This is a genomic window from Rhodococcus sp. P4_B6, from assembly GCF_056402215.1.
In genome coordinates, this window is the sequence record NZ_JBFUHV010000073.1 from 1 (window position 1) to 24,714 (window position 24,714).

At 64.2% G+C, this 24,714-nt stretch carries 17 protein-coding genes and 4 pseudogenes; 3 read left to right on the plus strand and 18 right to left on the minus strand.

The window, feature by feature from the left end; genetic code table 11:
* Positions 1 to 295 precede the first annotated feature (295 nt).
* From AC1DWT_RS28430 to AC1DWT_RS28465, 8 genes are all read right to left on the minus strand, one after another.
* The gene (locus tag AC1DWT_RS28430) at positions 296 to 1,405 is read right to left on the minus strand and encodes a tartrate dehydrogenase (protein ID WP_241031569.1); all 1,110 of its coding nucleotides are present in this window, start codon (positions 1,403 to 1,405) and stop codon (positions 296 to 298) included.
* 73 nt (positions 1,406 to 1,478) lie between these two features.
* On the minus strand, positions 1,479 to 2,348 hold the full coding sequence (locus tag AC1DWT_RS28435; RefSeq protein WP_206015470.1) for an enoyl-CoA hydratase: 870 nt from the start codon (positions 2,346 to 2,348) through the stop codon (positions 1,479 to 1,481).
* Complete coding sequence (locus AC1DWT_RS28440; RefSeq protein ID WP_477923219.1) at positions 2,345 to 3,541, minus strand: CaiB/BaiF CoA transferase family protein; 1,197 nt, start codon at positions 3,539 to 3,541, stop codon at positions 2,345 to 2,347. The genes AC1DWT_RS28435 and AC1DWT_RS28440 overlap by 4 nt, the downstream gene beginning before the upstream one ends.
* Before the next feature lie 3 nt (positions 3,542 to 3,544).
* Positions 3,545 to 4,267, minus strand: coding sequence for an enoyl-CoA hydratase/isomerase family protein (locus AC1DWT_RS28445; protein ID WP_206015468.1), 723 nt, complete (start codon positions 4,265 to 4,267; stop codon positions 3,545 to 3,547).
* Positions 4,260 to 5,306: an NADP-dependent oxidoreductase gene (locus tag AC1DWT_RS28450; RefSeq protein WP_072948669.1), complete on the minus strand. Its 1,047-nt coding sequence runs from the start codon at positions 5,304 to 5,306 to the stop codon at positions 4,260 to 4,262. The genes AC1DWT_RS28445 and AC1DWT_RS28450 overlap by 8 nt, the downstream gene beginning before the upstream one ends.
* Before the next feature lie 29 nt (positions 5,307 to 5,335).
* Positions 5,336 to 6,451 (minus strand): NDMA-dependent alcohol dehydrogenase, encoded by a 1,116-nt coding sequence (locus tag AC1DWT_RS28455; RefSeq protein WP_477923220.1) that lies wholly within the window; start codon positions 6,449 to 6,451, stop codon positions 5,336 to 5,338.
* 19 nt (positions 6,452 to 6,470) lie between these two features.
* On the minus strand, positions 6,471 to 7,967 hold the full coding sequence (locus AC1DWT_RS28460; protein ID WP_241031708.1) for an aldehyde dehydrogenase family protein: 1,497 nt from the start codon (positions 7,965 to 7,967) through the stop codon (positions 6,471 to 6,473).
* Between the two features lie 14 nt (positions 7,968 to 7,981).
* Positions 7,982 to 9,898, minus strand: a complete 1,917-nt coding sequence (locus AC1DWT_RS28465; RefSeq protein ID WP_206015467.1) for an AMP-binding protein — start codon at positions 9,896 to 9,898, stop codon at positions 7,982 to 7,984.
* 77 nt (positions 9,899 to 9,975) lie between these two features.
* On the opposite strand from AC1DWT_RS28465, the gene AC1DWT_RS28470 reads away from it, so the two are divergent.
* Positions 9,976 to 10,668 (plus strand): GntR family transcriptional regulator, encoded by a 693-nt coding sequence (locus AC1DWT_RS28470; RefSeq protein WP_072948661.1) that lies wholly within the window; start codon positions 9,976 to 9,978, stop codon positions 10,666 to 10,668.
* 34 nt (positions 10,669 to 10,702) lie between these two features.
* Here AC1DWT_RS28470 and AC1DWT_RS28475 read toward each other — a convergent pair whose 3' ends face one another.
* From AC1DWT_RS28475 to AC1DWT_RS28505, 7 genes and pseudogenes are all read right to left on the minus strand, one after another.
* On the minus strand, positions 10,703 to 12,355 hold the full coding sequence (locus tag AC1DWT_RS28475; RefSeq protein WP_206015466.1) for a flavin-containing monooxygenase: 1,653 nt from the start codon (positions 12,353 to 12,355) through the stop codon (positions 10,703 to 10,705).
* Positions 12,352 to 13,314, minus strand: a complete 963-nt coding sequence (locus tag AC1DWT_RS28480) for an alpha/beta hydrolase (RefSeq protein ID WP_206015465.1) — start codon at positions 13,312 to 13,314, stop codon at positions 12,352 to 12,354. Before AC1DWT_RS28480 ends, AC1DWT_RS28475 begins: the two co-directional genes overlap by 4 nt.
* A gap of 82 nt (positions 13,315 to 13,396) precedes the next feature.
* The gene (locus tag AC1DWT_RS28485) at positions 13,397 to 14,773 is read right to left on the minus strand and encodes an MFS transporter (protein WP_477923221.1); all 1,377 of its coding nucleotides are present in this window, start codon (positions 14,771 to 14,773) and stop codon (positions 13,397 to 13,399) included.
* Positions 14,774 to 16,054: 1,281 nt separating this feature from the next.
* A complete protein-coding gene (locus tag AC1DWT_RS28490; RefSeq protein WP_206015464.1) occupies positions 16,055 to 16,852 on the minus strand; it encodes a hypothetical protein in 798 nt (265 codons plus the stop codon).
* Positions 16,852 to 18,660: a hypothetical protein gene (locus tag AC1DWT_RS28495; RefSeq protein WP_477923223.1), complete on the minus strand. Its 1,809-nt coding sequence runs from the start codon at positions 18,658 to 18,660 to the stop codon at positions 16,852 to 16,854. Before AC1DWT_RS28495 ends, AC1DWT_RS28490 begins: the two co-directional genes overlap by 1 nt.
* A 4-nt stretch (positions 18,661 to 18,664) precedes the next feature.
* Entirely contained in the window at positions 18,665 to 18,913 is a 249-nt protein-coding gene (locus tag AC1DWT_RS28500; protein ID WP_241031568.1) for a hypothetical protein, read from the minus strand.
* A gap of 1,142 nt (positions 18,914 to 20,055) precedes the next feature.
* Positions 20,056 to 20,938 (minus strand): annotated as a pseudogene (locus AC1DWT_RS28505) (IS256 family transposase); the annotation flags it as partial.
* A gap of 234 nt (positions 20,939 to 21,172) precedes the next feature.
* On the opposite strand from AC1DWT_RS28505, the gene AC1DWT_RS28510 reads away from it, so the two are divergent.
* Both AC1DWT_RS28510 and AC1DWT_RS28515 read left to right on the plus strand, forming a co-directional pair.
* Positions 21,173 to 22,132 carry a phospholipase D-like domain-containing protein gene (locus tag AC1DWT_RS28510; protein ID WP_072941971.1) on the plus strand — a complete coding sequence of 320 codons (960 nt, stop codon included), beginning with the start codon at positions 21,173 to 21,175 and terminating at the stop codon, positions 22,130 to 22,132.
* Positions 22,133 to 22,484: 352 nt separating this feature from the next.
* A pseudogene (locus AC1DWT_RS28515) lies at positions 22,485 to 22,977 on the plus strand (helicase associated domain-containing protein).
* Positions 22,978 to 23,331: 354 nt separating this feature from the next.
* Here the strand turns inward: AC1DWT_RS28515 and AC1DWT_RS28520 are convergent.
* From AC1DWT_RS28520 to AC1DWT_RS28530, 3 genes and pseudogenes are all read right to left on the minus strand, one after another.
* A pseudogene (locus AC1DWT_RS28520) lies at positions 23,332 to 23,529 on the minus strand (AAA family ATPase); the annotation flags it as partial.
* Between the two features lie 130 nt (positions 23,530 to 23,659).
* A pseudogene (locus tag AC1DWT_RS28525) lies at positions 23,660 to 23,824 on the minus strand (histone-like nucleoid-structuring protein Lsr2); the annotation flags it as partial.
* A gap of 47 nt (positions 23,825 to 23,871) precedes the next feature.
* The gene (locus AC1DWT_RS28530; RefSeq protein ID WP_206015461.1) at positions 23,872 to 24,321 is read right to left on the minus strand and encodes a hypothetical protein; all 450 of its coding nucleotides are present in this window, start codon (positions 24,319 to 24,321) and stop codon (positions 23,872 to 23,874) included.
* Between the last annotated feature and the right edge of the window lie 393 nt (positions 24,322 to 24,714).

The following is a 24,714-nucleotide window of genomic DNA, read 5'->3' on the forward strand; positions in this document are numbered from 1 at the left end:
CACGCAGGTCATGGAGACATCCTCCGCGAACAAATTTCCACCCCCTCACTACTGCAGCAGAGTTCGTGACACTTCGGCGCTACCAAGAGGATGCTGTCCGCATACTGCCGCCCATCTGCGCGCCATCGTCCATTGGGTAAACACTCGAGGTCGATCACCTCGACCTCGAGTGTTTGTCAATCTCCCTTGTCACAGCACCGACCTCCGCTACCACGTGCGACGCACGGCGGTGCCGGGGCGGGACCACATGAGACATCCTGCGCTGCAATGCAATGAACAGCGGTTCGTGCATTCCCTAGGCGAATGGGCCGGCCTCGTCGGCGTGGTTCACAAACGCCGGCCGCTTGCTCCGCAATGCATCCAGCACGGCTCTTGTGAACTCAGCAGTGCTGGCCGATCCGCCAAGGTCCTGCGTACGGATATCGCTGTCCGCAAGAACATCCTCGAGCGCCGCTACCACGGCGGCACCGGCTTCAGGATGCCCGAGGTGTTCGAGCATCAATGCTCCGGTCCAAATTTGGCCGATGGGATTCGCTACACCGAGATTCGCGATGTCAGGCGCGGAACCGTGCACTGGTTCGAACATCGAGGGGTACGTGCGGTCGGGGTTCACGTTCGCGGAGGGGGCCAAGCCGATTCCTCCGACGATCGCCGCTCCCAAATCGCTCAGGATATCGCCGAAAAGATTGGACGCGACCACAACATCGAGTGTCTCAGGCCGCTGCACGAAGTACGCGGCGAGGGCGTCGATGTGGTAGCTGTCGACCGTGATGCGAGGGCGCTCGGAACCAATTTCGCCACAGATCTGATCCCACAGCGGCATCGTGTGAATGATGCCGTTCGATTTCGTCGCCGAAACGAGCCGCCCCGTTCTCTCCTCGGCTCGATCGAACGCATAGCGCATGATGCGTTCGATGCCGCGGCGGGTAAACACCGATTCCTGGATCGCGGTTTCCATCGACGTGCCGGCGAAGAGTCGACCGCCGGCTTCGGAGTACTCCCCCTCGCTGTTCTCGCGCACGACAAGGAGGTCGACGGCACCGCCGAGGCTCTCGAGGGGACTGTCGATACCTCGGAGCAGGCGCAGGGGCCGCAAGTTCACGTATTGATCGAACGCTCGCCGGATCGGGATGAGCAGTCCCCACAGCGAGACGTCGTCGGCGACGGAGGGATCGCCGACGGCGCCCAGGAAGATGGCGTCGCTTTCGGCAAGTCGATCGAGCCCGTCACCGGGCATCATGTGCCCGTGCTCGGTGTAGTACGCGCAGCTCCACGGGTATGTGGTCCAAGCCAAGCTGAAGTCCCACTGCCGAGCTGCTTGCTCGAGTACTTCCATTGCCGGCTCGATGACTTCGCGGCCGATACCGTCACCCGGTATCACCGCGATCTGGTGCAAGGTGGTCACGGCGTAGGTCGTCCTGTCATGAGTGCAATCTTCCGGTGATGTGATCGATTCTGGATGTACCGCGTACCTGTCGTCACGATGCGGTCCCCGCGGTCTCGCCCGCAAGAGCTCGTTTGACGATCTGGGGGGAGCCGCCACCGTTGAAATCTCCGCTGGTCTCGGCATTGTGCGCATGGGCGAGTTGGTGCAGTCCGAAGACCGAGTCGGTTCCGCTGCGGTAGCCCATCAGGTCTTCACACTGGTTGACCGCTTGCTTCGCGAGCGCGAGGCCGAGGCGGGGTCGCTGCGCAATCCGGTGCGCCAAGGTCATAGCGGTATCCATCAAGTCGTCTCGTTCGACGACACGACTGACCATACCGAGTTTGTGGGCCTCGACCGCGGTCAATCGCTCGGCGGTGAAGAGAAATTCCTTCGCCCGCCGGGGACCGAGCTCCCACGGATGTCCGAACATCTCCACACCGGGAATTCCGAAGTCGACGGCAGCGTCGGCGAAATACGCGTCGCTGCTGGCGACGATCAAGTCGCACGACCACGCCACCATCAGCCCGCCCATGATGCAAGCGCCTTGAACGGCAGCGATCGTCGGCTTGGGCAGTTCTCGCCAGCGACGGCACAGTCCCACATACAGTTCCGACTCCCGTGCGAATCGATTCTCTACTCCTGCCTGTCCGACGTGATCCCACCACAGGGTGCGCCTGTCGAAACTCGTATCACGGTCGCCGGTCGGTCCGAGGTCGTGGCCGGAGGAAAAGTGCGGTCCGTTGCCGGCCAGGATCGCGACGGCGGCCTCGTCGTCATAGGCGAATCGCTGGAATGCCTCATCCAGTGCGTAGAGGAGTTTTCCGTTCTGTGCGTTGCGTACTTCGGGCCGATTGAGCGTGATGGTCACGACCTTGCCCGCTCGTTCATAGTGGACGAGGTCAGTGTGATCGATGTGTGTCATCCGATTGCCTCTTCAGTTGTGGACGTGGTGGCACCGAGTACGTCAGCGGTGTGCTCCCCGAGACGAGGGGGTGCCCGGAAGATGCCCGCGGCACCTGTCTTGATGGGGTTGCCGACCATTCTGGCGGTGGATCCATCGGCGAGGTCGACCTCGAYAACCATGTCCCGCCGCCTCACAGTTGGGAAGTCGAAGGCTTCTGCGATCGACTGCACCAGCGCGACCGGCACACCCTGACTGTGGAATTCAGTCACCCAATGCTCGGACGTTTCGGAGAGGAACTTCTTACCGAGAATCTCCTCGAGTTGTTTCCTGTTTGTCTGGCGGGAAGCGAGATCCGCGAATCGTGGGTCTGTTTCGAGCCACGGTTCCCCGATCGCTCGGCAATAGCCGGTCCACCATCGTGGGATGGCGCTGGGGGTGGCGTATACGTAGCGGCCGTCGCCGCACTCGAATGCCTGGCTCGGCGGCAAGGTCGCGTGCCGGGTCCCCATTCTTTCGTAGACGATGTCGTGGGTGAGGTAGTCCTGCGCTTGCCACACGAGCAGGCTCAGTTGGGCATCGAGCAGGGAGATCTCGACGTGGCGGCCCTGCCCATCGATGCGTCGTCCGTGGACTCCGGCGAGGATCGCGACGGCCGCGAACAGACCTCCGGCGGTGTCGCCGATTTGATATCCGACCCGCGCCGGCGGGCCGTCGGCCTCGCCGGTCAGGGCCATGACCCCGCTGAGTGCTTGTACCAAGCTGTCCACCGCTGGGTAGTCCGCGAACCGCCCCTCGTTGTCGAATCCGTAGATCGAACACAACACAATGGCCGGGTTTCGGGCGTGCAGCGATGTGAAGTCGATACCGAGTCGTTCGAGGACGCCCGGCCGGAAGTTGTGACATACGACGTCCGCCGATTCGACGAGACCGAGAAACGCTTCTCTGCCCTCCGGTGCTTTCAAATCGAGGACGACGCTCTGCTTGTTGCGGTTGACGCTGAAGAAGAAGGTGCTGGCGCCGTCGATCTCGTGAGGAGGGATGCCCCGAACGGGATCGCCTGTCGGGGGCTCGATTTTGATGATCTCGGCACCGAGGTCGCCGAGCAGCATCGTCGCGTATGGTCCCGCGAGGAAATGCGACAGGTCCAAGACTTTCAAGCCGGTCAACGGTAGCTGCTGCGACGCCGCATGGGCGGGGTCATGGATTGCCATCGCTCACAGTCCCTTCAGCTCGGCGAGCGACAGTCCGCCGCCCATCAACCGTTGGTTGCCGGGCAACTGCGCGGCCAGCCACCGAGCATGCTCCCCGTGTTCGCCGGCTCCTCTCGGCACCGTGGCGAGAACTCCCTCCTTGATGAACCGCACCGCGTCCGCATCTGCTGCTGCGATCTCCCCTGCCCACCCCAGTGCAACGTCGAGGACCTCACCCGGGCCGACGACCTTGTTTACCAACCCTGCCCGAAACAGGGTGTCGGGTCCGAGTACATGCCCGAGAAGGAGAATCTCCATCGCCAGCTTGTGCGGGATCTTCGTGGCCAACCCAGCGGCCAGACCGCGGGACAGACCCAGTCGCGCTTCGGGATACCTGAACTTCGCGTTCGTCGTTGCCACACTCAGATCGGCCTGCTGAAGCAAGATCATTCCTGCGCCGACACACCAACCATCGATCGCCGCGATGATCGGCTTGTTCGTTGACGGACCCAGGTGCGGCGCCCACGCCGATGTGGTCGGCGGGTCGGTGACATCGACGCCGACCGTGAAGTTGCCCTCCGAACCGGTCAGGACAGCGACGCGGTCCTCACTCCGGTCGAAACGCAGCCACGCGTCCTCCAGCCCGACCGCGGCCACGCTGTTCACGGCGTTCTTCTTGCCCGGCCGATTGATCGTGATGATTGCGATGTTGTCGACCGACTCGTAGGAGACAGTGTCCTCAACCATTTTCGGTTCCGTTCTTGTTGTCGAGAGTGACGAGCATCTTCCCGGTGTTCCTGCCGCGCAGCATGTCCAGGAAGGCGACAGGTGCGTTCGTGATGCCGTGGACAACGGTCTCGTCGTAGCGCAGTCGCCCTTCCCGGACCCACTTGCCGACCTCGCGGTGGAAGTCGGGACGGCGGTCGAGGCTGTCACTGACGATGAATCCCCGCATGATGAGGCGCTTGGTGACCACCTGGAACAGGTTGCTCGGTCCCGTTACCGGCCCCTCGGAGTTGTACTGAGCGACGGCTCCGCATGCCGCGATGCGTCCACCGACGTTGAGGACCGCGATCGCGGCTTCGAGGTGTTCTGCGCCCACGTTGTCGAAATAGACATCGATGCCATGCGGTGCAGCGTCTCGCAGTTGCTCGAGCACCGACCCGTCCTTGTAGTTGAATGCTGCGTCGAATCCGAGGTCGTCGATGAGGTAGCGAACCTTTTCCGCTGAGCCGGCGCTGCCGATGACCCGCGGAGCGCCACGCAACTTCGCCATCTGACCAACCAGTGAGCCGACGGCACCTGCCGCACCTGAGACGAACACGGTGTCTCGCGGCGTGAACGACGCCTTGTCGAAGAGCCCGACGTAGGCACTCAATCCCGTCATTCCCAGCACCCCGAGGTGGGTGCTGATCGGTACCTCGGTGTCGCGGATGATCGTAGCCGCAGCGTGGTCGAGCACGGCGTACTCGCGCCAACCCAACCGGTGCTGGACTGTCGTGCCTACGGGGATCCCCTGCGCGCGGCTGGCGACGACTTCTCCGACGACGGCACCGTCGAGTGCCCGCCCGATCTCGTATGGGGGTACGTAGGACTTCGTGTCGTTCATCCGACCCCGCATGTAGGGGTCGACGCTCATGATCTGGTTGCGGACCAGGATCTGGCCGTCGGACGGCTGCACGATCGGCGTTTCGACGATGTCGAAGTTCTCCGGCAGCGGCCACCCCGCCGGGCGTGAGGCGAGTCGAACCTCGAGGCTGCTGTCCGGTATGTGTTGATCTTCCATGTGTTCCTCGTTCCGTGAAACCAGTGCAGTCATGACCCGTGAGGCAGGACAATTCCTCGAATGTTCTTCCCTTCCAGCAGGTCGTGATATCCCTGATTGATCTGCTCGAGGGTGTAACGCGTGGTGATGAGCTCGTCCAGCTTGAGGTCGCCGGACTGGTAGAGGCCCAGTAGGCGGGGGATGTCGTACTGGGGATTGGCCGAACCGAACATGGTGCCCTTGATGGTCTTCTCCAGGACCACCATCATGGCGCCGGGAATCTTGACGTTGAGGTCCTCGCGACCCGACAGGCCGACGAGGACGACCKTGCCTCCCTTGCCGATCGCGTCGAAGGCATGCGCAACCGTGTCCTCGTCCACCACACCGACGGCGACCAATGCCTGATCTGCTCCCTGCCCCCAGGTCATGTCGATGACCGCGGCGTGTGCCTGGTCGGCAGCTTCGAAGACGTGAGTAGCGCCGAGCTTGAGTGCGGTGTTCCGTTTGAACGACACCGGATCGACCACGACGATGTTCTTGGCACCAGTGAGGGCGGCGCCTTGGACGGCGTTGATGCCGATTCCGCCGGCTCCATACACAACGACGGTGTCGCCCGGGCGGACGTTCCCGGCGTAGACCGCCGCTCCCCATCCGGTCGGTACACCGCAGCTGACGAGCACGGCACTGTCGAGTGGGAGGTACTCATCGATCTTGACGACGGAGTTCTCGCGTACTACTCCGTATTCGGCGAAGGTGCCCAGGGCGCACATCGCGCCGACGTCCGTTCCCGAGCGGTGGAGGCGGAAGGTGCCATCGGGCATACAGCCCTCGGTTGCGCGTGCCCCGGAATCGCAGAGATTCTGGTGCCCGGTCGCGCAGTAGCGACAACGGCCGCAACTCGGGGTGAAGCTGCACACGACGTGGTCCCCGGGACGCACCCGTGTGACTCCTGGTCCGATGTCCTCGACCACGCCGGCACCTTCGTGTCCGGGAACGATCGGAAATCGGGTGCCGATGGTGCCGTCGGTCAGGTGCAGATCCGAGTGGCACATTCCCGATGCCTCGTATCGGATGAGCACCTCACCCTCTCGTGGCCCGTCCAGGTCGAGTTCCATGATCTCGAATGGTGTGTTCAATGCCGTGAGGACGGCTGCTTTGGTCTTCATCTCGTCGTCTCGATTCGGTTCACAATGCGATGTTGACGGCCTTGACCTGGGTGTAGAGGGCTATGCCGTCTGCTCCCAGCTCCCGGCCCCAACCTGACTGCTTGTAGCCCCCGAAGGGCAGCGCCAGGTCGCTGGCGTTGTATTGGTTGACCCAGACCGATCCAGCCTTGATGCGCTTGGCGACACGATGCGCGTTGGATAGATCGGTCGTCCAGACACCCGCCGCGAGCCCGTAGATCGTGTCGTTGGCGTGTGCAATGACTTCGTCCACGCCATCGGCCGCAGAGAAGGGCATAGCTGCGACGACCGGGCCGAAGATTTCCTCACGCACCACGCTGAAGTCGGGATGCACGTCGACGAGGACTGTGGGTTCGACGAAGTACCCTTCGGTGCCCCAACGCTTCCCACCGGTGAGGACGCGGGCGCCATCCGCGATTCCCTGGTCGATGTACCCCGTGACCCGGTCCAACTGTTCCTGCGAGACGAGCGGGCCCATCTGTGTGTCCGGGTCGAGCCCAGGCCCGATCTTCGTCCTCGCGACGTGCTCGGCAACCGCTCGGGTGAACTCGTCGAAAATGGAGTCCTCGACGAACAGCCGGGTGCCGGCGACACATGCCTGGCCCTGGTTGCTGAGCCACGCGTTGACCGATCCGGGCACCGCTTTGTCGAGATCAGCGTCCGCGAACACAATATTGGGACTCTTGCCGCCGAGTTCGAGGGAGACCTTTTTCAGGTTGCCCTTGGCCGCGTCGACGATCTTCCTTCCAACCTCGGTAGAACCTGTGAAGGCAATCTTGTCGACATCGTCGTGGGCGGCCAGTGCCGCACCCGCATCACCGAACCCGGTGATGATGTTGACCACGCCGGGTGGCAGACCGGCGTCGAGGAACACCTCCCCGAGCAGCAGCGCCGTCAGGGGGGTCTGCTCAGCAGGCTTGAGCACTACGGTATTACCGGCGGCGAGGGCAGGCGCCAGTTTGAACGCGGCCATCAGCATGGGGAAATTCCAGGGAATGATCTGTCCGCAGACACCGATCGCCTCGCGCAGCGTGTATGCGTGGAACTCGCCATCCGGGACTCTGGTCATCGACACATTGACGGTGCTGCCCTCGAGTTTCGTGGCCCATCCCGCGTAATAGCGGAACAGATCCGCGGTGCGAGCGACGTCCGAGACCTTGGCGATCGAGGCCGGTTTGCCGTTATCGAGGGATTCGATCTGGGCGAACTCGTCGGCACGGGCGGTGATTGCGTCGGCAATGCGCCACAGCAGACGTTCGCGCTCGTTCGGGCGCATCGTCGTCCACGGTCCGGTCTCGAATGCCACTCGTGCCGCGTGCACGGCGCGGTCGATGTCGATCGCACGTCCACGAGGTACCTGACACAGCACACCGCCAGTCGCGGGGTCGACAGTGGGGAACGTTTCTCCGGCGGCGGGATCTACCCAGTCCCCTCCGATCAGTAGCCTTTTCGGCTGGCCCAGAAAGTTGCGGACGGAAGGAAGAAGCTGATTGTCGATGGCAACGGTTGAGGTCACGGTCGTACTACTCCTTGGTCAGGGCATGCGGATTCGTGTGGAGATCGGTCGGCGAGGATCGTGCCGAGTTCGTCGAGGACGCCGGCATCTTCGATGGTCGACGGAATGGAGGCCGACTCCCCATCGACGAGTTGCCGCAGTGTGCGGCGCAGGATTTTTCCGGACCGTGTTTTCGGCAGGCCGCCGACCACATCGACCCGTGACAGCGACGCGATCGCACCCACCCTGGTGCGGACAAGGTGCAAAATTTCCTCCGACAGCCCGGTGGTGTCGTGGCCGACCTTCGTCACCACCAACGCCCGTGGCACTTGTCCTTTGAGCGGATCGCGCTCGCCGATGACGGCGCATTCGGCAACTGCCGGATGGGAGGCGATCGCGGCTTCGATCTGCCCCGAGGAGAGTCGATGACCGGCAACGTTCATCACGTCGTCGGTGCGGCCGAGCACGAACAGGTAACCGTCGCGATCGAGGTAACCCCCGTCGCCGGTGAGGTAGTAGCCCGGAAACCGGTTGAGGTAGCCATCGATGTATCGGGCCTCGTCACCCCAAATGCCGGTCAGCGTTCCCGGGGGCAACGGCAAACGCAAGCAGATCGCTCCCTCGTGGTCAGCACCGAGCCTGTCACCGCTGTCATCGAGTATGTGCACTGCATAGCCGGGTAGCGGCACAGCGGCCGACCCGGGTTTGCTCGGGAGGGACTCGAGCCCGCGAGGATTGGCAGCGATCGGCCACCCGGTCTCGGTCTGCCACCAATGGTCGGTCACGTCGACATCGAATATTGTTGTCGCCCAGTTGTACGTGTCGGGATCGAGCCGTTCGCCAGCGAGGAACAGGTTATTCAGGCTGGAGGTGTCGTACCTCTGAAAATACTCACCGCTCGGGTCGGTCCGCTTCAGTGCCCTGATCGCGGTGGGGGCGGTGAACACAGCCCGGACGCGATGTTCCTCGACGACCCGCCAGAACGCCCCCGCGTCCGGTGTTCCAACCGGTTTCCCCTCGTACAGAATCGTTGTCGCACCGACCAGCAAGGGCCCATACACAATGTAGGAGTGTCCGACTATCCACCCGACGTCACTCGCCGTGAGCATCACATCTCCGGGCCCGATGTCGTACACATTCGCCATCGACCAGGCGAGGGCGACGGCATGGCCCCCGTTGTCGCGGACGACGCCCTTGGGTTTTCCCGTGGTGCCCGACGTGTAGAGGATGTACAACGGATCGGTCGCTGCGACGGGGACACACGCCGCAGGCTCGATCTGCGAGTTCATCAACTCGGTGTAGTCGACGTCACGATCACTCATCCGCGCCTCGCACAGCGGGCGCTGCACCACCACACTCCGTGCAGGCGCGTGCCCGGCCAGGTCGAGGGCGGCATCGAGCAGTGGCTTGTATTCGACAATCCGATTGGGCTCGATGCCGCACGACGCCGTCACGATCACATGTGGTTCCGCGTCGTCGATCCGCGCCGCAAGCTCGGGGGCGGCGAATCCGCCGAAGACGACCGAGTGCACTGCACCGATACGCGCGCAAGCCAGCATCGCCACGACAGTCTCAGGGATCATCGGCATGTACAGCAGAACGCGATCGCCCTGGCCCACACCCAGGTGCCGAAGGACTCCCGCAAACTTCGCGGTCAGGGTCGTCAGCTCTGCATAGGTGAACGACCTCTTCGATCCGGTGACCGGCGAGTCGTAGATCAGGGCATCTCGTGGGCCATACCCAGCACGCACGTGCCGATCGAGAGCGTTGAAACAGGTGTTGAGCACACCGTCCGGGAACCAGCGATAGAGCGGAGCGGTGCGGTCGTCGAGTGTCACTGCGGGCGGGCGGGCCCACTCGATCGCACGGGCAGCTCCCGACCAGAATGCGATGGGGTCGGTGGTGCTGAGTTCGTATTCACTTCTGTAGGTCATGCGTGGCTCCGAAGAATGTTCCGAAATGCATCGACCTGCCCGGACAGAATGCATCCTGCGGTCTGTAGCATCGGGCTATGTCTTTCGCCCCACCCCCGACACGTGCCGCCGCAGTCCTCGACCAGCTGCGAGCCGAAATCGTCGGTGGCGTACTCGCCCCCGGGGAGATACTCAAAGACGCCGAACTGGCCACCCGCCTGGGCGTGAGCATCACCCCGGTACGGGAGGCGATCGCAGAACTCGCCAGAGAAGGACTCGTCGAGGTCTCGCCCAACCGATGGCGGCGAGTTGCGGAGATGACCCTCGAACAGGCCGTCGCCACGATCGACATTCAATTCATCCTCTTCGGCGGCGCCGTCGAACGTGCGGTCCCCCAGTTCACCGACGAAGACGTCGTACAACTCGAAGCGAACGTGGCCGAGATGCGCCGCGCAATTGCTGACGGCGAACCCGCCAGCACCGCGAAGGCGGTCGCCCAGTTCTTCGAACTCACCATCGCCCGCGCCGGAAACGCCGAACTGTCGGGCGTGTGGAATCTCGTCTTCGGCCGGGGCCGGCGCTTCATGGGACTGACCGCGACGAGCAACCTGTGGCAGCTCTGGCTCGACGGATTCACCGAAGTCTTCGCCGCCGTCCAGAAGCGTGACGCGGACCTGGCCGGACGACGGGTGCGTGAAATGGCCACCACGATCCGGGAGACGACGCTGGGGCCCGAAGCCCACGGGTACATCCTGGGTGCACCCAGCTCCAACTCCCCGGCAAACCCTTGACGCTGCTACGACCGGGGTCCGGCCAGTCGCTCGTTCAGTGCGCAACGGACTGCCTCACACGGCTGAACCCGCGGTACCCCTCGGTAGCCACCGAGTCGCACAATTCGCGGTAGGTACCGACGCCKCCCACGTACGGCAGAAAGACGCGCGGTTTGCCCGGAATGTTCGCGCCCATGTACCACGACGCCGCCATGGGGAACAGGGTGTCGTCTGCAAGTTCGCGCAGATGGTCGACCCAGCCGTCCTGAGCCTCTCGGGTGGGCTCGATCATTCCCACACCGTCCGCAATCGAGCGCTCGACCAGGTCGGATATCCACTCCACGTGCTGCTCGATCGACGTCATCATGTTGCTCATGACCGACGGACTACCGGCGGTCGCGATGGTGAACATGTTCGGGAACCCCGCGCACGCGACACCGAGGTAGCTTCGCGGGCCCGCCGCCCACGTCTGACGCAAGACCTCACCACCTCGCCCGACGACGCCGATGTTGTTGATCGCTCCGGTCATCGCGTCGAAACCGGTGGCGAAGACGATCGCATCGACCTCGAACTCAGTGGTGGCGGTACGCACCCCACGCTCGGTGATGGTGTCGATGGGATCGGTTCGAATGTCCACGAGTTCGACGTCATCGCGGTTGAACGTTGCGTAATACCCGGTGTCCACACACGGCCGCTTCGTCGCGAAAGGGTAGCTTGTGGGCGTCAGGGCCGCAGCGACGGCCGAGTCCGACACGATCGCACGGATCTTCTCGCGGATGAAATCTGCTGCTGTCTCGTTCGACTCGAGGTTCGTCTTCAAGTCCGAGTAGGCGTTGGCGAAGTTCAGACCGCCCTCCTCCCACAGTAGTTCGTACCGCGCGCGTCGACGATCCCCGGGGACGTCGATCGCGTTCTCTGTGTTGTCGATCCGGAATACCCCGCCGGAGTTGTAGCGGGCGACACGTCGGCGATCTGGGTAGTTCGCCTTCACGTCGCGCACGAAGTCGTCGTCGAGCAGTCGGTTGCGCGCCGGGAGGCTGAAGTTCGGAGTTCGCTGAAAGACAGTGGTTCGGGAGGCCTGTTCCGCTATGAGAGGGATGGACTGAATACCGGACGATCCCGTGCCGATGACCGCCACATGCTGCCCGGTGAAATCGACCCCGCCGTGCGGCCAGGCCCCGGTGTGGTACGTCGGCCCCGAGAAGGCGTCGATCCCGGGGATTGCCGGGACGTTCCCGACCGACAGGCATCCTGTCGCGAGAACAAAATATGTCGCCGTCACTTCCTCCTCGGAATCGGTGGTGATCCTCCATGTTTCGTCGTGTTCGTCGAAGACGGCCGACAGCACCTGCGTGTCGAATTCGACATCGGTACGCAAACCAAATCGGTCCGCGACGTGGTTGGCGTATCGAAGGATCTCCGGCTGAGTTGCGAAGCGCTCGGACCACCGCCACTCCTGCTCCAACTCGGTCGAGAAAGAGTAGGAATAGTCGACGCTCTCGATGTCGCACCGCGCGCCCGGGTACCGGTTCCAATACCAGGTGCCGCCCACGTCCGCACCGCGTTCGTACACGCGCACAGTCAAGCCCATTCCACGCAGCCGATGCAGCATGTACATGCCGGAGAACCCGGCACCCACAATCACTGCATCGAACGCTTTCGGGGCGTAATGGTTCGTGGGTGACGTCGAAGTGTCGAGGAGAGTCATCGGGAGATCTCTTTCGCGGTAGTGGTGAGGAAGTGAGCTATTTCGTCTGCAACGAATTCGAGCGCGATCCTGCTGGCGGGGAGAGCCCCGAAAAGGGTGAAGAAGCCGTGCATCTGGTCCTCGAAATGTCGAGATACCACCGGCACACCTGCCCTCCTCAGTCGGTCGGCATACTCGATCGCCTCGTCGCGGAGCGGATCGTGTTCGGCGGTGACCACGATCGCGGGTGGAAGCTCGGCGAGATTCGGCTCATGCAGGGGGACGGCCTCGGTGTCGGACCGGGCCGATTGGGTTGGGTCGTAGTTATTCCAGAACCACATCAGGGTTTCGCGGGTGACGAGAAGTTGGTTCTCGCTCTTCAGGTACGAATCCCGGTCGAAGTCGGAATCGGTTGCAGGGTAGACCAATATTTGAAGAGCTATGCGTGGGAATCCTGCGTTCCGGGCACGATGTGTGACGACGGCAGCGAGGGTCCCGCCGGCGCTGTCGCCACCCACTATCAGGGGCACAGACGATCCCGCGAACTGTTCGATGTGCTCGTGCACCCACAGTAGCGCCGCCCACGCATCGTTTACCGCGGTCGGGAAGCGGTGCTCGGGAGCAAGCCGGTAGTCGACGAGCGCGACAACACAACCGGTCGTATCCGCCAGGAAGCGGCCGAGAAGCTCCGACTGTTCAATTCCTCCGAGCACCCAGCCGCCGCCGTGGTAGTACACCACCACGGCGCGAACCACCCCGCGCGGAACCAGCATTCGCACACGCACGCCGCCGCCCGGCACCACGATCATGTGGTCGGATACCGACGACATTTGCCGCCGATCAGCAGGCAAGGTGCCCTTTCCACGGGCCAGGCGGGTCGGAAACGCACGTGCCTCGTCGAGGGTCATGCAGTGCAGTGGCTTCTCTCCGAGAGCTGCGATTGTCGCGAGCAACTTCTGCGTCGCCGTATCGAGTGCCATCTCACCTCCTATAATGCAGGATGCATTCTGTGCTTGGAAATTGAGGCCCTGCCGACAAATGCCGCAACAGAGCCGATGCCGCTCACTCAGCTGCGTACTCGACCCGACCCGTCGGCCGAAACTCGAGATCCTTCGTCTCCGGACCCCACAGCGCCCCGATGACAATGAGAGCCCCTCCGACGACAATCAGCGGAATCGCCGTCACCGTTTCGGGCAGGAATGTAGCCAACCCCAACAGATAGAAGCTGTAAAAACTCGGAATCAACAGGGAAAGACTGTATCCCATCGCGAAACCCGACGAGCGAACACTGGTACCGAACCGCTCGTTGACATACACGGTCGCAACACCGAACACCGAACTGATCACAACCTGAACCACGATGGAAGCAGCGATGATACCGAGCGTTCCTTCGATCAAGTCCGACATGAAGATGTAGTACGCCGCACTTCCGACAACGGCGATAACGAACCCCATCACGGTGAGAAACTTGCGTCGACCGACCCGCTGGCTCGTCACGCCTGCCGCCACGAATCCTGCGTACAACACAACATTCGTGACCAGCAGCGCCCACGTCACCGTCGTCGCATCGATCTTGTGAAAGTTCTTCAGCTTGTCGGGCACCACGGAGGCCACCATCGACGACGTCAGCCACAGTCCTGTCATCAGCACGAACACCTGCCAAAACGAGCGCTTCTCCGACCCGAACATCACCTGCCGTAGCGGTGACTTAGCCTTGGCGGACTCTTCCCAAAGGTCCGACTCGGGAAGATGCTTCCTCCGGTACACCAGGAACGCGAATCCGCATGCAGCACCGAACAAGAACGCGATTCTCCAGCCCCACTGCAYGTACGGAGAGTCCAGCCCACCAGCAGGTGCAACCCTCAGCATCACGAGTGTGACGAGCGAAATGATCACGAACGCTGCGCAATAGGCACCGGCCAAAATCCCTCCCACCAGGCCTCGCTTCTCGCGGTCGCAATATTCGTAGGCAAGCGGAACGGCCGCGGTGTACTCACCACCGAGAAAAATGCCATCGATGAACCGGAGCCCCACCAACAGAACGATCGACCACATGCCCACTGTCTGGTACCCCGGCAGAAAAGCGATCAGGAGAGTGCACACCGAGAAGCCCGCGACCGAGATCATCGTGATCCGACGACGTCCGATTCGGTCGGCCATCGAACCGAAAAGGAGTGCGCCGATCGGGCGGCCGAGGAGTGTGGCCGCGAACGTCACGAAGTAGATCGTCGACTTCATCGCCGGTGACAAGTCGGCCGGCTGAAAGTAGATGATCGCGGGAACCAGGGCGATCACGGGGAGGTATATGTCGATGAAGTCGACCAGTAACCCCTGATAGGCGCCGACGATTGCCTTCCGGCGCTTCGAGGGATCGACCCTGCGCCCGACGTGCCCGGACTCTGAGTTGGTTATCGCTGTCATGCAAAGCTCCTTGTGCATAACCCATGACGTGGGGTTTTGAAGTGCCAGCGGACTGAGACAGCCCGGACAGATAGAAGCGTAAGTGCCTCAAGTCACCCAGTCAATGCTAAATGCATTCTGCATCGACCGGTGGTAGGAATAGACGACGGCCACTCGAGGCCGAACAGCTCCGACGGACGATGGATCGCTTCGTCAGGCCCGCAGGTGTCGATGAACGGCCGGCAAACGGTCACGCCGTTCGCCAGGAATTTGGTGCGCACCCCGCTGTCCCTACTCTCGCAGTCCGCGCTTGTGCATCGTGTACACCGGTGAGCGGTTCACTTCTCGGATCCCATTCATGAGGACGACTGATGACCACCATCCCTCCCCTACATCAATCCAACGGCGATAATGGGCGTCCAACAGACAGAGGTCCCGCGCTCGCGACTCAGATTCGCGCGTACAAGCAAGCGCGCCGCCGAAGGCTCCAGGCCGTCACAGCTGAGAGAACTCGTCGTCGTGTCCCGCGGGAAACCGAGGAAATTGTCGGCTTCGCCCAGATGTGGATCCCATACGGTGGGGCACCAAACGCCGAGATATTTCTGCATTTCGGCATGTCGGCTTCCCAATTCTCTGTCCGACTCTGGAAGGCAGTCTCGGACATGAAGTGCGCCGCGCAATCCGTGCGGAGGCTAGCCGAGGTCTACCCTCGCCCACGTACAGGATTTTCGTCGAGGAAGCTCGCAAGAGCGAGAGGATCTGCGGGCAATGCAGATGCCTGGAACGCTGCGCACCAATCAGCGAACAACGCCCAGTCGTATCGATGGCCCGAACCCTGATCCTTATCGCCGAACAGGGCGGAAACATTCTGCCCGCCTGTGAATTCCGTCTGGCCGTTGGTCACTGCTCAAGGTTAGGCAATCCGCGGCCGCCAATCACGCCTCGGAGGGTCTGTGTCGCCATGAAGACTACCCTCGGGCAAAAGCTGGTTCACTTGCTTGCGCAACACCAGGCGTGACCCCAGCCCGCAAAGTGCCAGTGGATCACGACAAATGCGAACTGTCGAGTAGACGCTCTGCAGCAGCGCCGGCCCTCAACGACTGACCCCCGACCCTGCTGACCACCTCATCCGAATAGCCCGCGAGGGCTGCGCGTCGCCTATCGCAGCGTGAATCGCTGAACCGGACAGCGGTGCCGCACTGATATTGCCGTTCGCGCGTATTGCGCGGAACACAGGAAACGCTAGCCGCAATAGCAGCGCCTTCCGTAACCTGACCTGCGGAAACGACTTCTCCGCTGGCGATTGGGTCCGTCCGGTGGTCAGATCCAGTCGATGTGGACGGAATCGATGTGGTCGAAGTGGAACCCGAACTGGTCGCTGTATTTGTCGAAGCCCTTGTTCTCCGGGTAATCGAGGGTGGCGTGCCGCTCCAGCAAGGCGACGACCCGGGCGTGATCGTCGTTGGCCAGCGCGGCGGCGAGTTCGCGGGACTCGTCACTGGTGAAGGGTGTGTCGGAGTTCGCGAAGTCCAGGGTGCGGACCCGGTAGTCGTAGCCCTCGTCGGCGCCGTTGCGGACCATGACACCGCCCCTGACCCGGATGACTGCCCGTTTCGGGGTTCCGTCGGGCCGCAACACCCCGGCCCGTTTCATGATGTCCTGCGCCTTCACGGTTTTGAGTTTCTTGCTGGCATCGGCCCGCAACTCGTTCGTCTCCCCCGACCGATACCGAGAGACGGCGGAGCGAGACCGGCCGATCTTCGCGGCCACCGCATCGACGCCACCCAATCGTTCGATCGCCGCACGGCGCTGGGCACGCTCGAGGATGTCCGGGTGCGGGATGCGGCCCTGTTGCGCCCACCGGCGCAGTGTGCGCGCGGATGGGGGTGTGCGGCCGGCATCGATCGCCGCCTGCCGCAAACCCTCGTTGCCGAGCTCCTTCCGCAGCTGCGTGACCGAGACCTTGCTGGTCAGCCCGGCCAAACCCCCGCTCTTGACCTGCTTGGATTTCTCGACACCGCTGGTCGCGGCGTTGGCGACGGACACCTTGAGGCCGTCCAGACCGACCGCCTGCTGCGCCGGTTTCGTGGTGCGCGGCTTCGGCAAGTGCAGGGCCATCAGAGCACCCCCTCCCCCTCGTCGAAGGCGAACTCCTCGTCGGCGAACGCCGCCCGGATCGCCAGATTCACCTCGTGCACATCCTGAGCCGACACCAACGCGGCCAGCAGTGGGTCGGTGAGGGGGGTGTCCTTCTCCACCGACATCTTCCCCAACGCCGCACTCGGATCGGCGATATCCTCCCCCTCGGCGAGGAGATACACCCAGGAATCGGTGACCGTCCGGATCGGCCAACGACCCCGCTCGCGGCCGATCCGCATCGCCACCCGCCGGCCCCGCCACCGGCAATGCGCGATGATCGCCGCCCGCCACAAAGGTTGGTGGTGATGGGCCATCCGGGTCGCGGTCCACATGTCCGGGTTCACCATCCGCCCGATATACCCCTTGTAGCAGGACCCGAGGAATCGTTTCGTCGCCGCATCCTCGGTGTCCACCGACACCTTCCGCGCCTCCCGCAAAATCTTCGCCCACTTGTCCAGCACCCGGCCCTGCTGCGGATACACCCAGGCCTCGGTGACATCCAGATCATCGATGTCGGCGCCGATCCCCCCATCCGCCACCGGTGCGCACAACCCGTCCAGGCTGACCGTAGTGACCCAGGTCTGCACCGGCTGATCGGCGAGCATGTGCGGGTGCGGGGGCGGCAGCCTCTCCGGCAGCGACAACGTCTGCGCCGCCGGGAGGGTGACCCGCCACAACCCGAACGGGGCCCCCTTCTCCCCCACCGCCGCAGCGGCCGCCGCCCCGCCGGTCAAATGGGCGGGCTGCCCGTACCCGAATTCCAGCATCCCCGCCGACGCCAGATAGGCGGCCCGCTGGTCGATGGACACCAACCGGTGGACGTTGTCGAGTTCATCGGCCTCCGGGACGCGTGTCCACCCCACCGCGGGTTCGAGGTCCCCGCGCGGGGCCCCGTCCAGCGGCGGCACCGGGCCCGCCGTCGCCACCACCAGACCATTGCCCGACCGGGTGCGTTCACGCTTGATCTTGTCGACGATCGCCGCACCGGTCCGCGCCGGGGTCGGCCCCGGAAGCACGCCGAGGTGTTTCGCGGACCAGGCCAACCGGCGACCCAACTCCCGCGCCGCCGGCAGGTCATCGTCCGGGAGATACGTGCCGGCCGTCGGTGAGCCGAGGATCCCCATCTCCCCGACCCGGTTGTTCCAGCCGAAGTCCTTGTTCCAGTACGTCCACACGTACGGCTCAATCACCACATCGACCATCGAGGTGAACTTGCCGATGCTGCGGGACAGGTGCACCACATGCCCCGGATCTCCCCGCAACTCCCACCCCGCGCTCAGCATCGGCGTCAACGTCGCCTGCAGCACCGCGGTCAGGTCGGCGGCGGCGCGGGTGCGCAGTGCCTCCATGTCGTCGAAGTCGTCCTCACTGCCCGGGTCGATCACCCACCCCAACGATTCACACGCGCCCTGGCCCACGATCCACACCTGCGGCGGCGAACCCAACGGCGTCAGGGCGGCCCAGCGCACCAGCTTGTCCAGCTTCTCCACCGAATCGACCGGACCGGTCAACTCCCGCCCCGACGGCGTGTACGTTCCGTCGGCGGTCACGATCAGCGCGTGCTCATCCGCCTCCGCACCCACCGGCAGCGACTCCCACACCGGCCGGCTCGGTGGTGTCGGCTCGGGTGCCGGTGCAGTCGGCGGTTCCACGGCAACGGTCGGTGCCGGCGGTTCCGCCACAGCGGCCTCCTCCGCGTCGATCTCGTCGGTATCGTCGGTAGCAGGATCCGGGGCGGAGGGCTGGTGCAGGTCGAACAGGGCAATCTGCTCCCACGGACGGCTCATCGCTCTACTGCTCCCCGATCCGACCATCAGGATCGGCCGGCGATACGTCGTAGCGGTCCAGCAACTCCTGCAGGGCCACGTCCACGACGCTGGTGACCGTGAACTGTCGGTTCTTCACCAGCCACTTCAGCCGGGCCTCCGTCGACGCCAGCACCCAGGTGTTCAGCTGCACCTTCACCGGACCCCTGCGGGACTCGAGCTTCGACGTCAAACCTGCAATGGACGGCTCCACCTCGGGGCTACCTCCCGACACACGGGCATCGTTGTGCAGCTTCGAGGTTCGGCCTCTCTCACTCGGTCGCGACGAGTGGCCTCCACGTTTTCCGGCCTGCGCCATGCCCACTCCTTTGCCCCACTGGCCTTGGCCGCCGCGCGTGTTGCCGGCCGCCACTGCAACCCATCCTAGTCGATACACGCAAGTTCGCACGCTTTATTACGCGCAGATGTGCACGCATGTTTGATGCAGAAAACTGCCCGACTCCACACGTTGTGAGACACGCCCATTCTCAGAATCCGGTCAATGGAGCGGCAATGATCGCCGCGGATGCCTGGTCCAGATCGCTCGAGCAGCGGATCCAGGTTAAGGAACTGGCCAAACGCCGGCGCCCGGTAGCAGCGTGGTGGGCGTGCCCAGGTAACCGGGCATACCGCCCGCTGTGAAGGCAGCAACCACCGTCCCGGATCCAGTCTGGGCGACCCCCCGAGAAGGTCCGTACAAGAGGTCCGCAGCGCCACTCGCGCCGGTCGATAGGTTCCGCCAGTGGACGACTAGATCGCAGTAGGGGTATGCGCCGCAGCGGAATCGAGTGATTCCCGGCTCGTCTGGGTCAGTTAGGACAGAGATGAACGTACTGGACGGCGGGTTGGTGAATCCAGTCGGTCCATTGGTCAGTCCCGCGAAGGGGATCGGCAGGACCGTGTCGGTCGGGGCTGCGCTCGCCGGCGGAGCCGCGAGCAGCAGTGCCGCGAGTGCGATCCCGGCGAGAGTAGTCATGCTGCGGGGCATCGAAGCGGTTCGAAACATGGTCCACCCCCTGTCAGGCGTCGAGCTGCGCGTAGCCGGACGGATCCGTTGCTGGTCGCGCGTCTGGCAGAGGCTGCCGAAGCCCCCGCGATGCTATTGAGAGCAGTCCTATTTGCCGATCGGTCTAACCCATACGGCGGGATCGGAATCACCGTCATCACCTCCGGTTGGTGAAAAGAAGGGCGTTTCACCACGCAAGGAAGTTGGGCACCGCAGGCCAGAACGGAGACCAGAAGTAAAGATCCACGGCAACCACCTCCTGCGCTGTGTATCGCCCGCCGGAGGCGGATCGGTACAGCTACGCATCGGGACGCTCCACACAAGCGGGATCACGCTGAATCGGGTCGAGTCCCGAGGCGTGGTGTACGAGTTCATCGCGTGACTCCTCGTGGGGGGTATGCGGTTAGCTCCGCGGGTGTCACCTCCTGGTCAGGTTCGGTCGTGGTGTTGTCGCCACGAGAACGGGCGAGCACGTCGAGACCGAGATAGCGGAGCCCCTCGATCCACTCATCGTGTTGCTCGGCGAGGACGGCTCCGACGAGGCGGATCAACGCGGTGCGGCCGGGGAAGGTCCCGACCACATCGGTTCTMCGGCGGATTTCCTTATTGAGACGCTCCTGTGGATTGTTGCTCCAGATCTGTTTCCAGATCTGCATGGGAAATGCGGTGAACGCCAACAGGTCCGATCGCGCGGCATCGAGGTGGTCGGCAACCTTCGGCAGCTTCTCGGCAGTGCGTTGATGATCCGATCATGTTGAGCATGAACGGAATCGGCGTCGAGTTGGTCGTAGACCGAATGCAGCAGTGTCTTCACCCTCCCCCCGCAAGCGGGCGGTACCCCCACGGCCACGACGCCTTCTCCGGTCACCGCCATGAGGTTCGTCGAGCATGCGTTCGGCACCTCTGCCACGAGGCACCGGGCAGGGTCGCGCCGATCGCCGCCACCTGCCCGGCGTGGGCGTCGGAGGTCACCAACCCGACCCCGGACAGGCCGCGTGCCACGAGCGGGCGGAAGAACGCCAGCCAGCCGGCACCGTCCTCGGACGAGGTCACATCCACACCGAGTATCTCCCGGTAGCCCTCGGCGTTGACGCCGACCGCGACCAGGGTGTGCATGTTGACCACCCGCCCGTTCTCGTGAACCTCGAGGGCGGGGGCGTCGGCGGCGACGAACATGTATGGGCCGGCGTCGAGCGGCCGGCTACGAAACGCCTCGACTTGTGCATCAAGGCGCTGGGGACATGCAGAGGCGCGACGGGCGACACCCGGGTGATCACGTCGAACGTATACGAGCTCAAACGTCGGCATCATCTACAGCCCAGTCCCACACGCTCTATGTCACTCCTCGAGCGAATTCCGAGATCCCGACCCGCGCCGCGCCCCGTCTCCGCCGAAGAACTACGGGAGCCTCGGACCTTGTGAGGGAGGAAGGCCGCCGACACTGCTGCAAAGACGCTAACCGTGATCATCCCGCTACTCTTTCCGGGTATGGGGACCACCTTCCACGGGCCGAGCCCTTGGCCGCACATCACCCGCGCCATCCGCACGCGCGGACCTCGGCACGCCGCGATCGCCTACCTCGGCCAGGACGCCCCCACCCTGCTGCCGCTGCGCGCCGGAGACGTCCTCGTCGTGAACGCCTCGCGGGCCGCGGTGCGCGCCCACGCCACCTCCCCGGCCGCGCTCGCGCACTACGTGGCCGCCGGGGTGCGGGTGCTGTCGTCGCCTAACCTGCACACAGGCGTGATCGCCACCGGTAGGTGGGCTGTCATCGGCTCCGCAGGCGCCTCCCACAGCTCCACGATCTCGGATGAGGCCGTGGTCATCACCGATGATCCCGAGATCGTGGCCGCCGTCCGGACATTCATCAACGGTATCGACGAGATCACCGAGGTCGACCAGCTGTTCCTCGACAACGCCACCGCCATCTGGCAGATCGGCCGGGCCGTACCCCTGCCCGGGATCGGCGGCCGCAACCGCGCCGAACCCGACTTCCTCCCCACCCCGGTAACTCGGATGTTCCTGTGGCACATCACCCACTACCAGCCCGGCGCCGCGGAACAACACGAGCGCGCAGCCCACACCAGCCTCCACAGTACGTCCGCGGGTCCGGCGGCGAAATACCAGCTCGAATGGTTCCGCATCGACACCCCCGCCGGCCGCGGCCGCGGCCGGCTCCAGCGTGGCGACGTCCTGCTCCAGGTCACAGCCGACAACGAATGGCTCTACCCGCCCGCGGTCGTGGACTCCGACCCGATCGCGATCCCCCACACCCGCACAGCGGTGGCACACCACCTGCGTACCCGGATCGACCTGGAGCCGATCGCGGTGACCGACGCGGAAGTACTGCTCGCCGACCTCGGGCACCCGGGCCCCCGGCTGCGCACCGACCACCGCATCGTCTCCGCCAGCCTGCGGGCCGCGCTGCTTCGACTCTGGAACCTGTGACCCGATCCGCACGATTCCCGGCTCGACCCCGTGCCTACGACATGACCGGCGACGGCGACGGCGCACCGAGATCGCCGCGGGCACAGGCTGGAGTGATCAGGCCAACGCCAGAACGGGGCGGGCGCTTCCCTGCACCGGGGGCAGCCACCGATCCCGGCGGGCCGGTGCGCGTGCGCGGAATGATCCTTCGCGCTGCCGATCAGCTTCTGGGTTCCACCAGTTGTCACGACCTGTGCACAAGGTGCCATCCAAGACGCGTCGACTTCCGTGACAGATCGTCACAGAGGTGGACATACTTTGACTTCACGACTACCGGGCAACACGGGACGGCTTTCCCAGGGATGTGATCTCGATGCGAGCACACCGGTCGGCGGCCTCACCTCTGCAGCTCTACGCCGAGTTTCGCCGCCGTCACCCCGCACTCGTGATGCCCGCCGACTACGTTACCGAATGCGGCTTCCGACTGGGACGATGACAGGACCGCCAGCGAGTGGCCCGCATGCTCGGCACCCTGCCGCCGCAACGCATTGCGCAACTCGATGCGATCGGCTTCGTGTGGACCGAGGACAGCGCGCCGCTACCTGACGTGCCGCCGGCCGAGGGTAAGCGGCGACGGATGCTCACCGAAATCGCCGCCTACCGCGAAGAACACGGCGACGCACTCGTCCCCGCAAACTCTGTCACCGCCGACGGTGAACAGGTGGGCAAGTGGCGCTACCAGGCAGCGAAAAAGTGGTGAGCCAACGCACTGCCGGACGACGAGCGGCGCCCCCTCGCAGTCCTCGTGTGGTCCCCCCGGGCCGCGCCCACGGGGACCACGACTATCAGCGCACCCGATGCGATAGCCCCCACCACCCGTCCCTCAGACAGATCGACAGTCGTGGTCTCTGAGGCGGGCAGGGGTAGCGCCCATCCCAGTCGGCCGCGCCCACGACGAGGTGAAGGACACAGCGTCCGGACCAGCACCCGGTGCACATGCTTCGGTGCTCGGCGAGGTGAAGGACTGTCAGATCCAGTCGATGTGGACGGAGTCGATGTGGACGAAATGAATCAGAACTGGTCCGCTGCACTCCGGGACGGCCACTGACCAACCCTGCTTCGGCCGCGTAGGTCCGAACTCCAGCCAGAGAAGTGGTCGCTGAATCACACGCAGCTTTACTCGTGTGTCGGCACGCATTGCGACGCGCCTGCCGCCACGCACCGGGCCACCGCACCTTCTGCCCTGACACCGCTGGCGTCTGCCTGCTGTCGGGTTTCGGCGGTTTCACTTTCCACATCAGTGCAGCGCGATCGGTGAGGGTTCGCAGCCGCCGCGCAATCTCCACTGCCTGTTCGCGGGTCTGGGCCGCGATACCGACACGCAGATCGCCGCGGTGCGCCAATGCTGCCGCGAGAAGGCCCGGTCCGGGTCGATCTCGAAGGTCTCGAGCAGCGTGTTCCGACTCGTCGTCGATGCGTAGCGACCGCACCTACCGATAACGTGCCACGACCGACCGACCGACCGACCGACGAGGCGGGCGAGGCCTGTCAGTGCGCGTGGTGGAACCCCTGCTCGATCTCGGCGGGAATCCGGCCACGGGAAGACAGCTCGTAGCCCCGCTCGATCGCCAGGCGCGGATCTTCTTGGATTCGCCCCGCGGCAGGCCGATCCGAGCGGTGTGTGCGGCCGCCGACCCGGGTGGAGTGGGCGATGTCGCCGGTCCAGGTGCAGTCCCTGTGAACCGAGGCAGACACCCGGATCACGCCGCCGCCGGTCGTTCCTTCGGCACCAGTAACGCCACCAGCGCGACGATCAGGCCACCACCAGCGAGATACAACCCCCAGCGATCGGTGAACACGGTGTCGGAGTTGTCCCGGAGGTAGTCGCCGACACGGTCATTGAGCCGCCACCCGAACACCGCGAGGGTGCCGATCCCCCCGATCACCCCCACCCACTCGGCCGCACATGAACCCACCCACGCGGCGACCAGCAGCAAGGCCGCAGCCCCCAACAGCAATACCGTCATCGACCGGTAGAAGGTCACGGCCTGATTCTCGATCTGCTCGACGGTGATTCCGGCAGGGAAGCCGTCGCGCAGATCGATCACCGCGACGTCGCCCGGGGAAATGCCGCCGACCACGGGAAGAAAGGCACCGATCGCGACTGCAATGGCGCACGCGAACAGGACCACATGGACGAAGCTGCGCATCGGCATTCTCCTGGATATCGGGCGGATGATATGGCGTGGGTTCGGTTACTCGTCCGGCACCGGGGGCGGGGAAGCGGCCCGAAGCTGACCGAGCGACAACGACACCGTGGTCGCGCGGACCCCACCGAGCCGGGACCGTGCCACCCCACACGCCTCGAAGGCAGTCGACATCCCCAGGCGGCCACGGCGCCGACTCGACCGGTGTCAACCCACACCGCCCACAGCGGTCCGACAGCCGTCCGATGACACCGTCGAGCGCGGCACTCTGCGCACACTCCGCATCAGGACCCGCGGCGACACCAACTCAACGGTGCCCCGACCCTGCTCCTCGGCCAGGTCCGCCATCACGGCCAGCGACAGTGACACCGCAAAGTCCTCCTCGAAGTGGGCGGC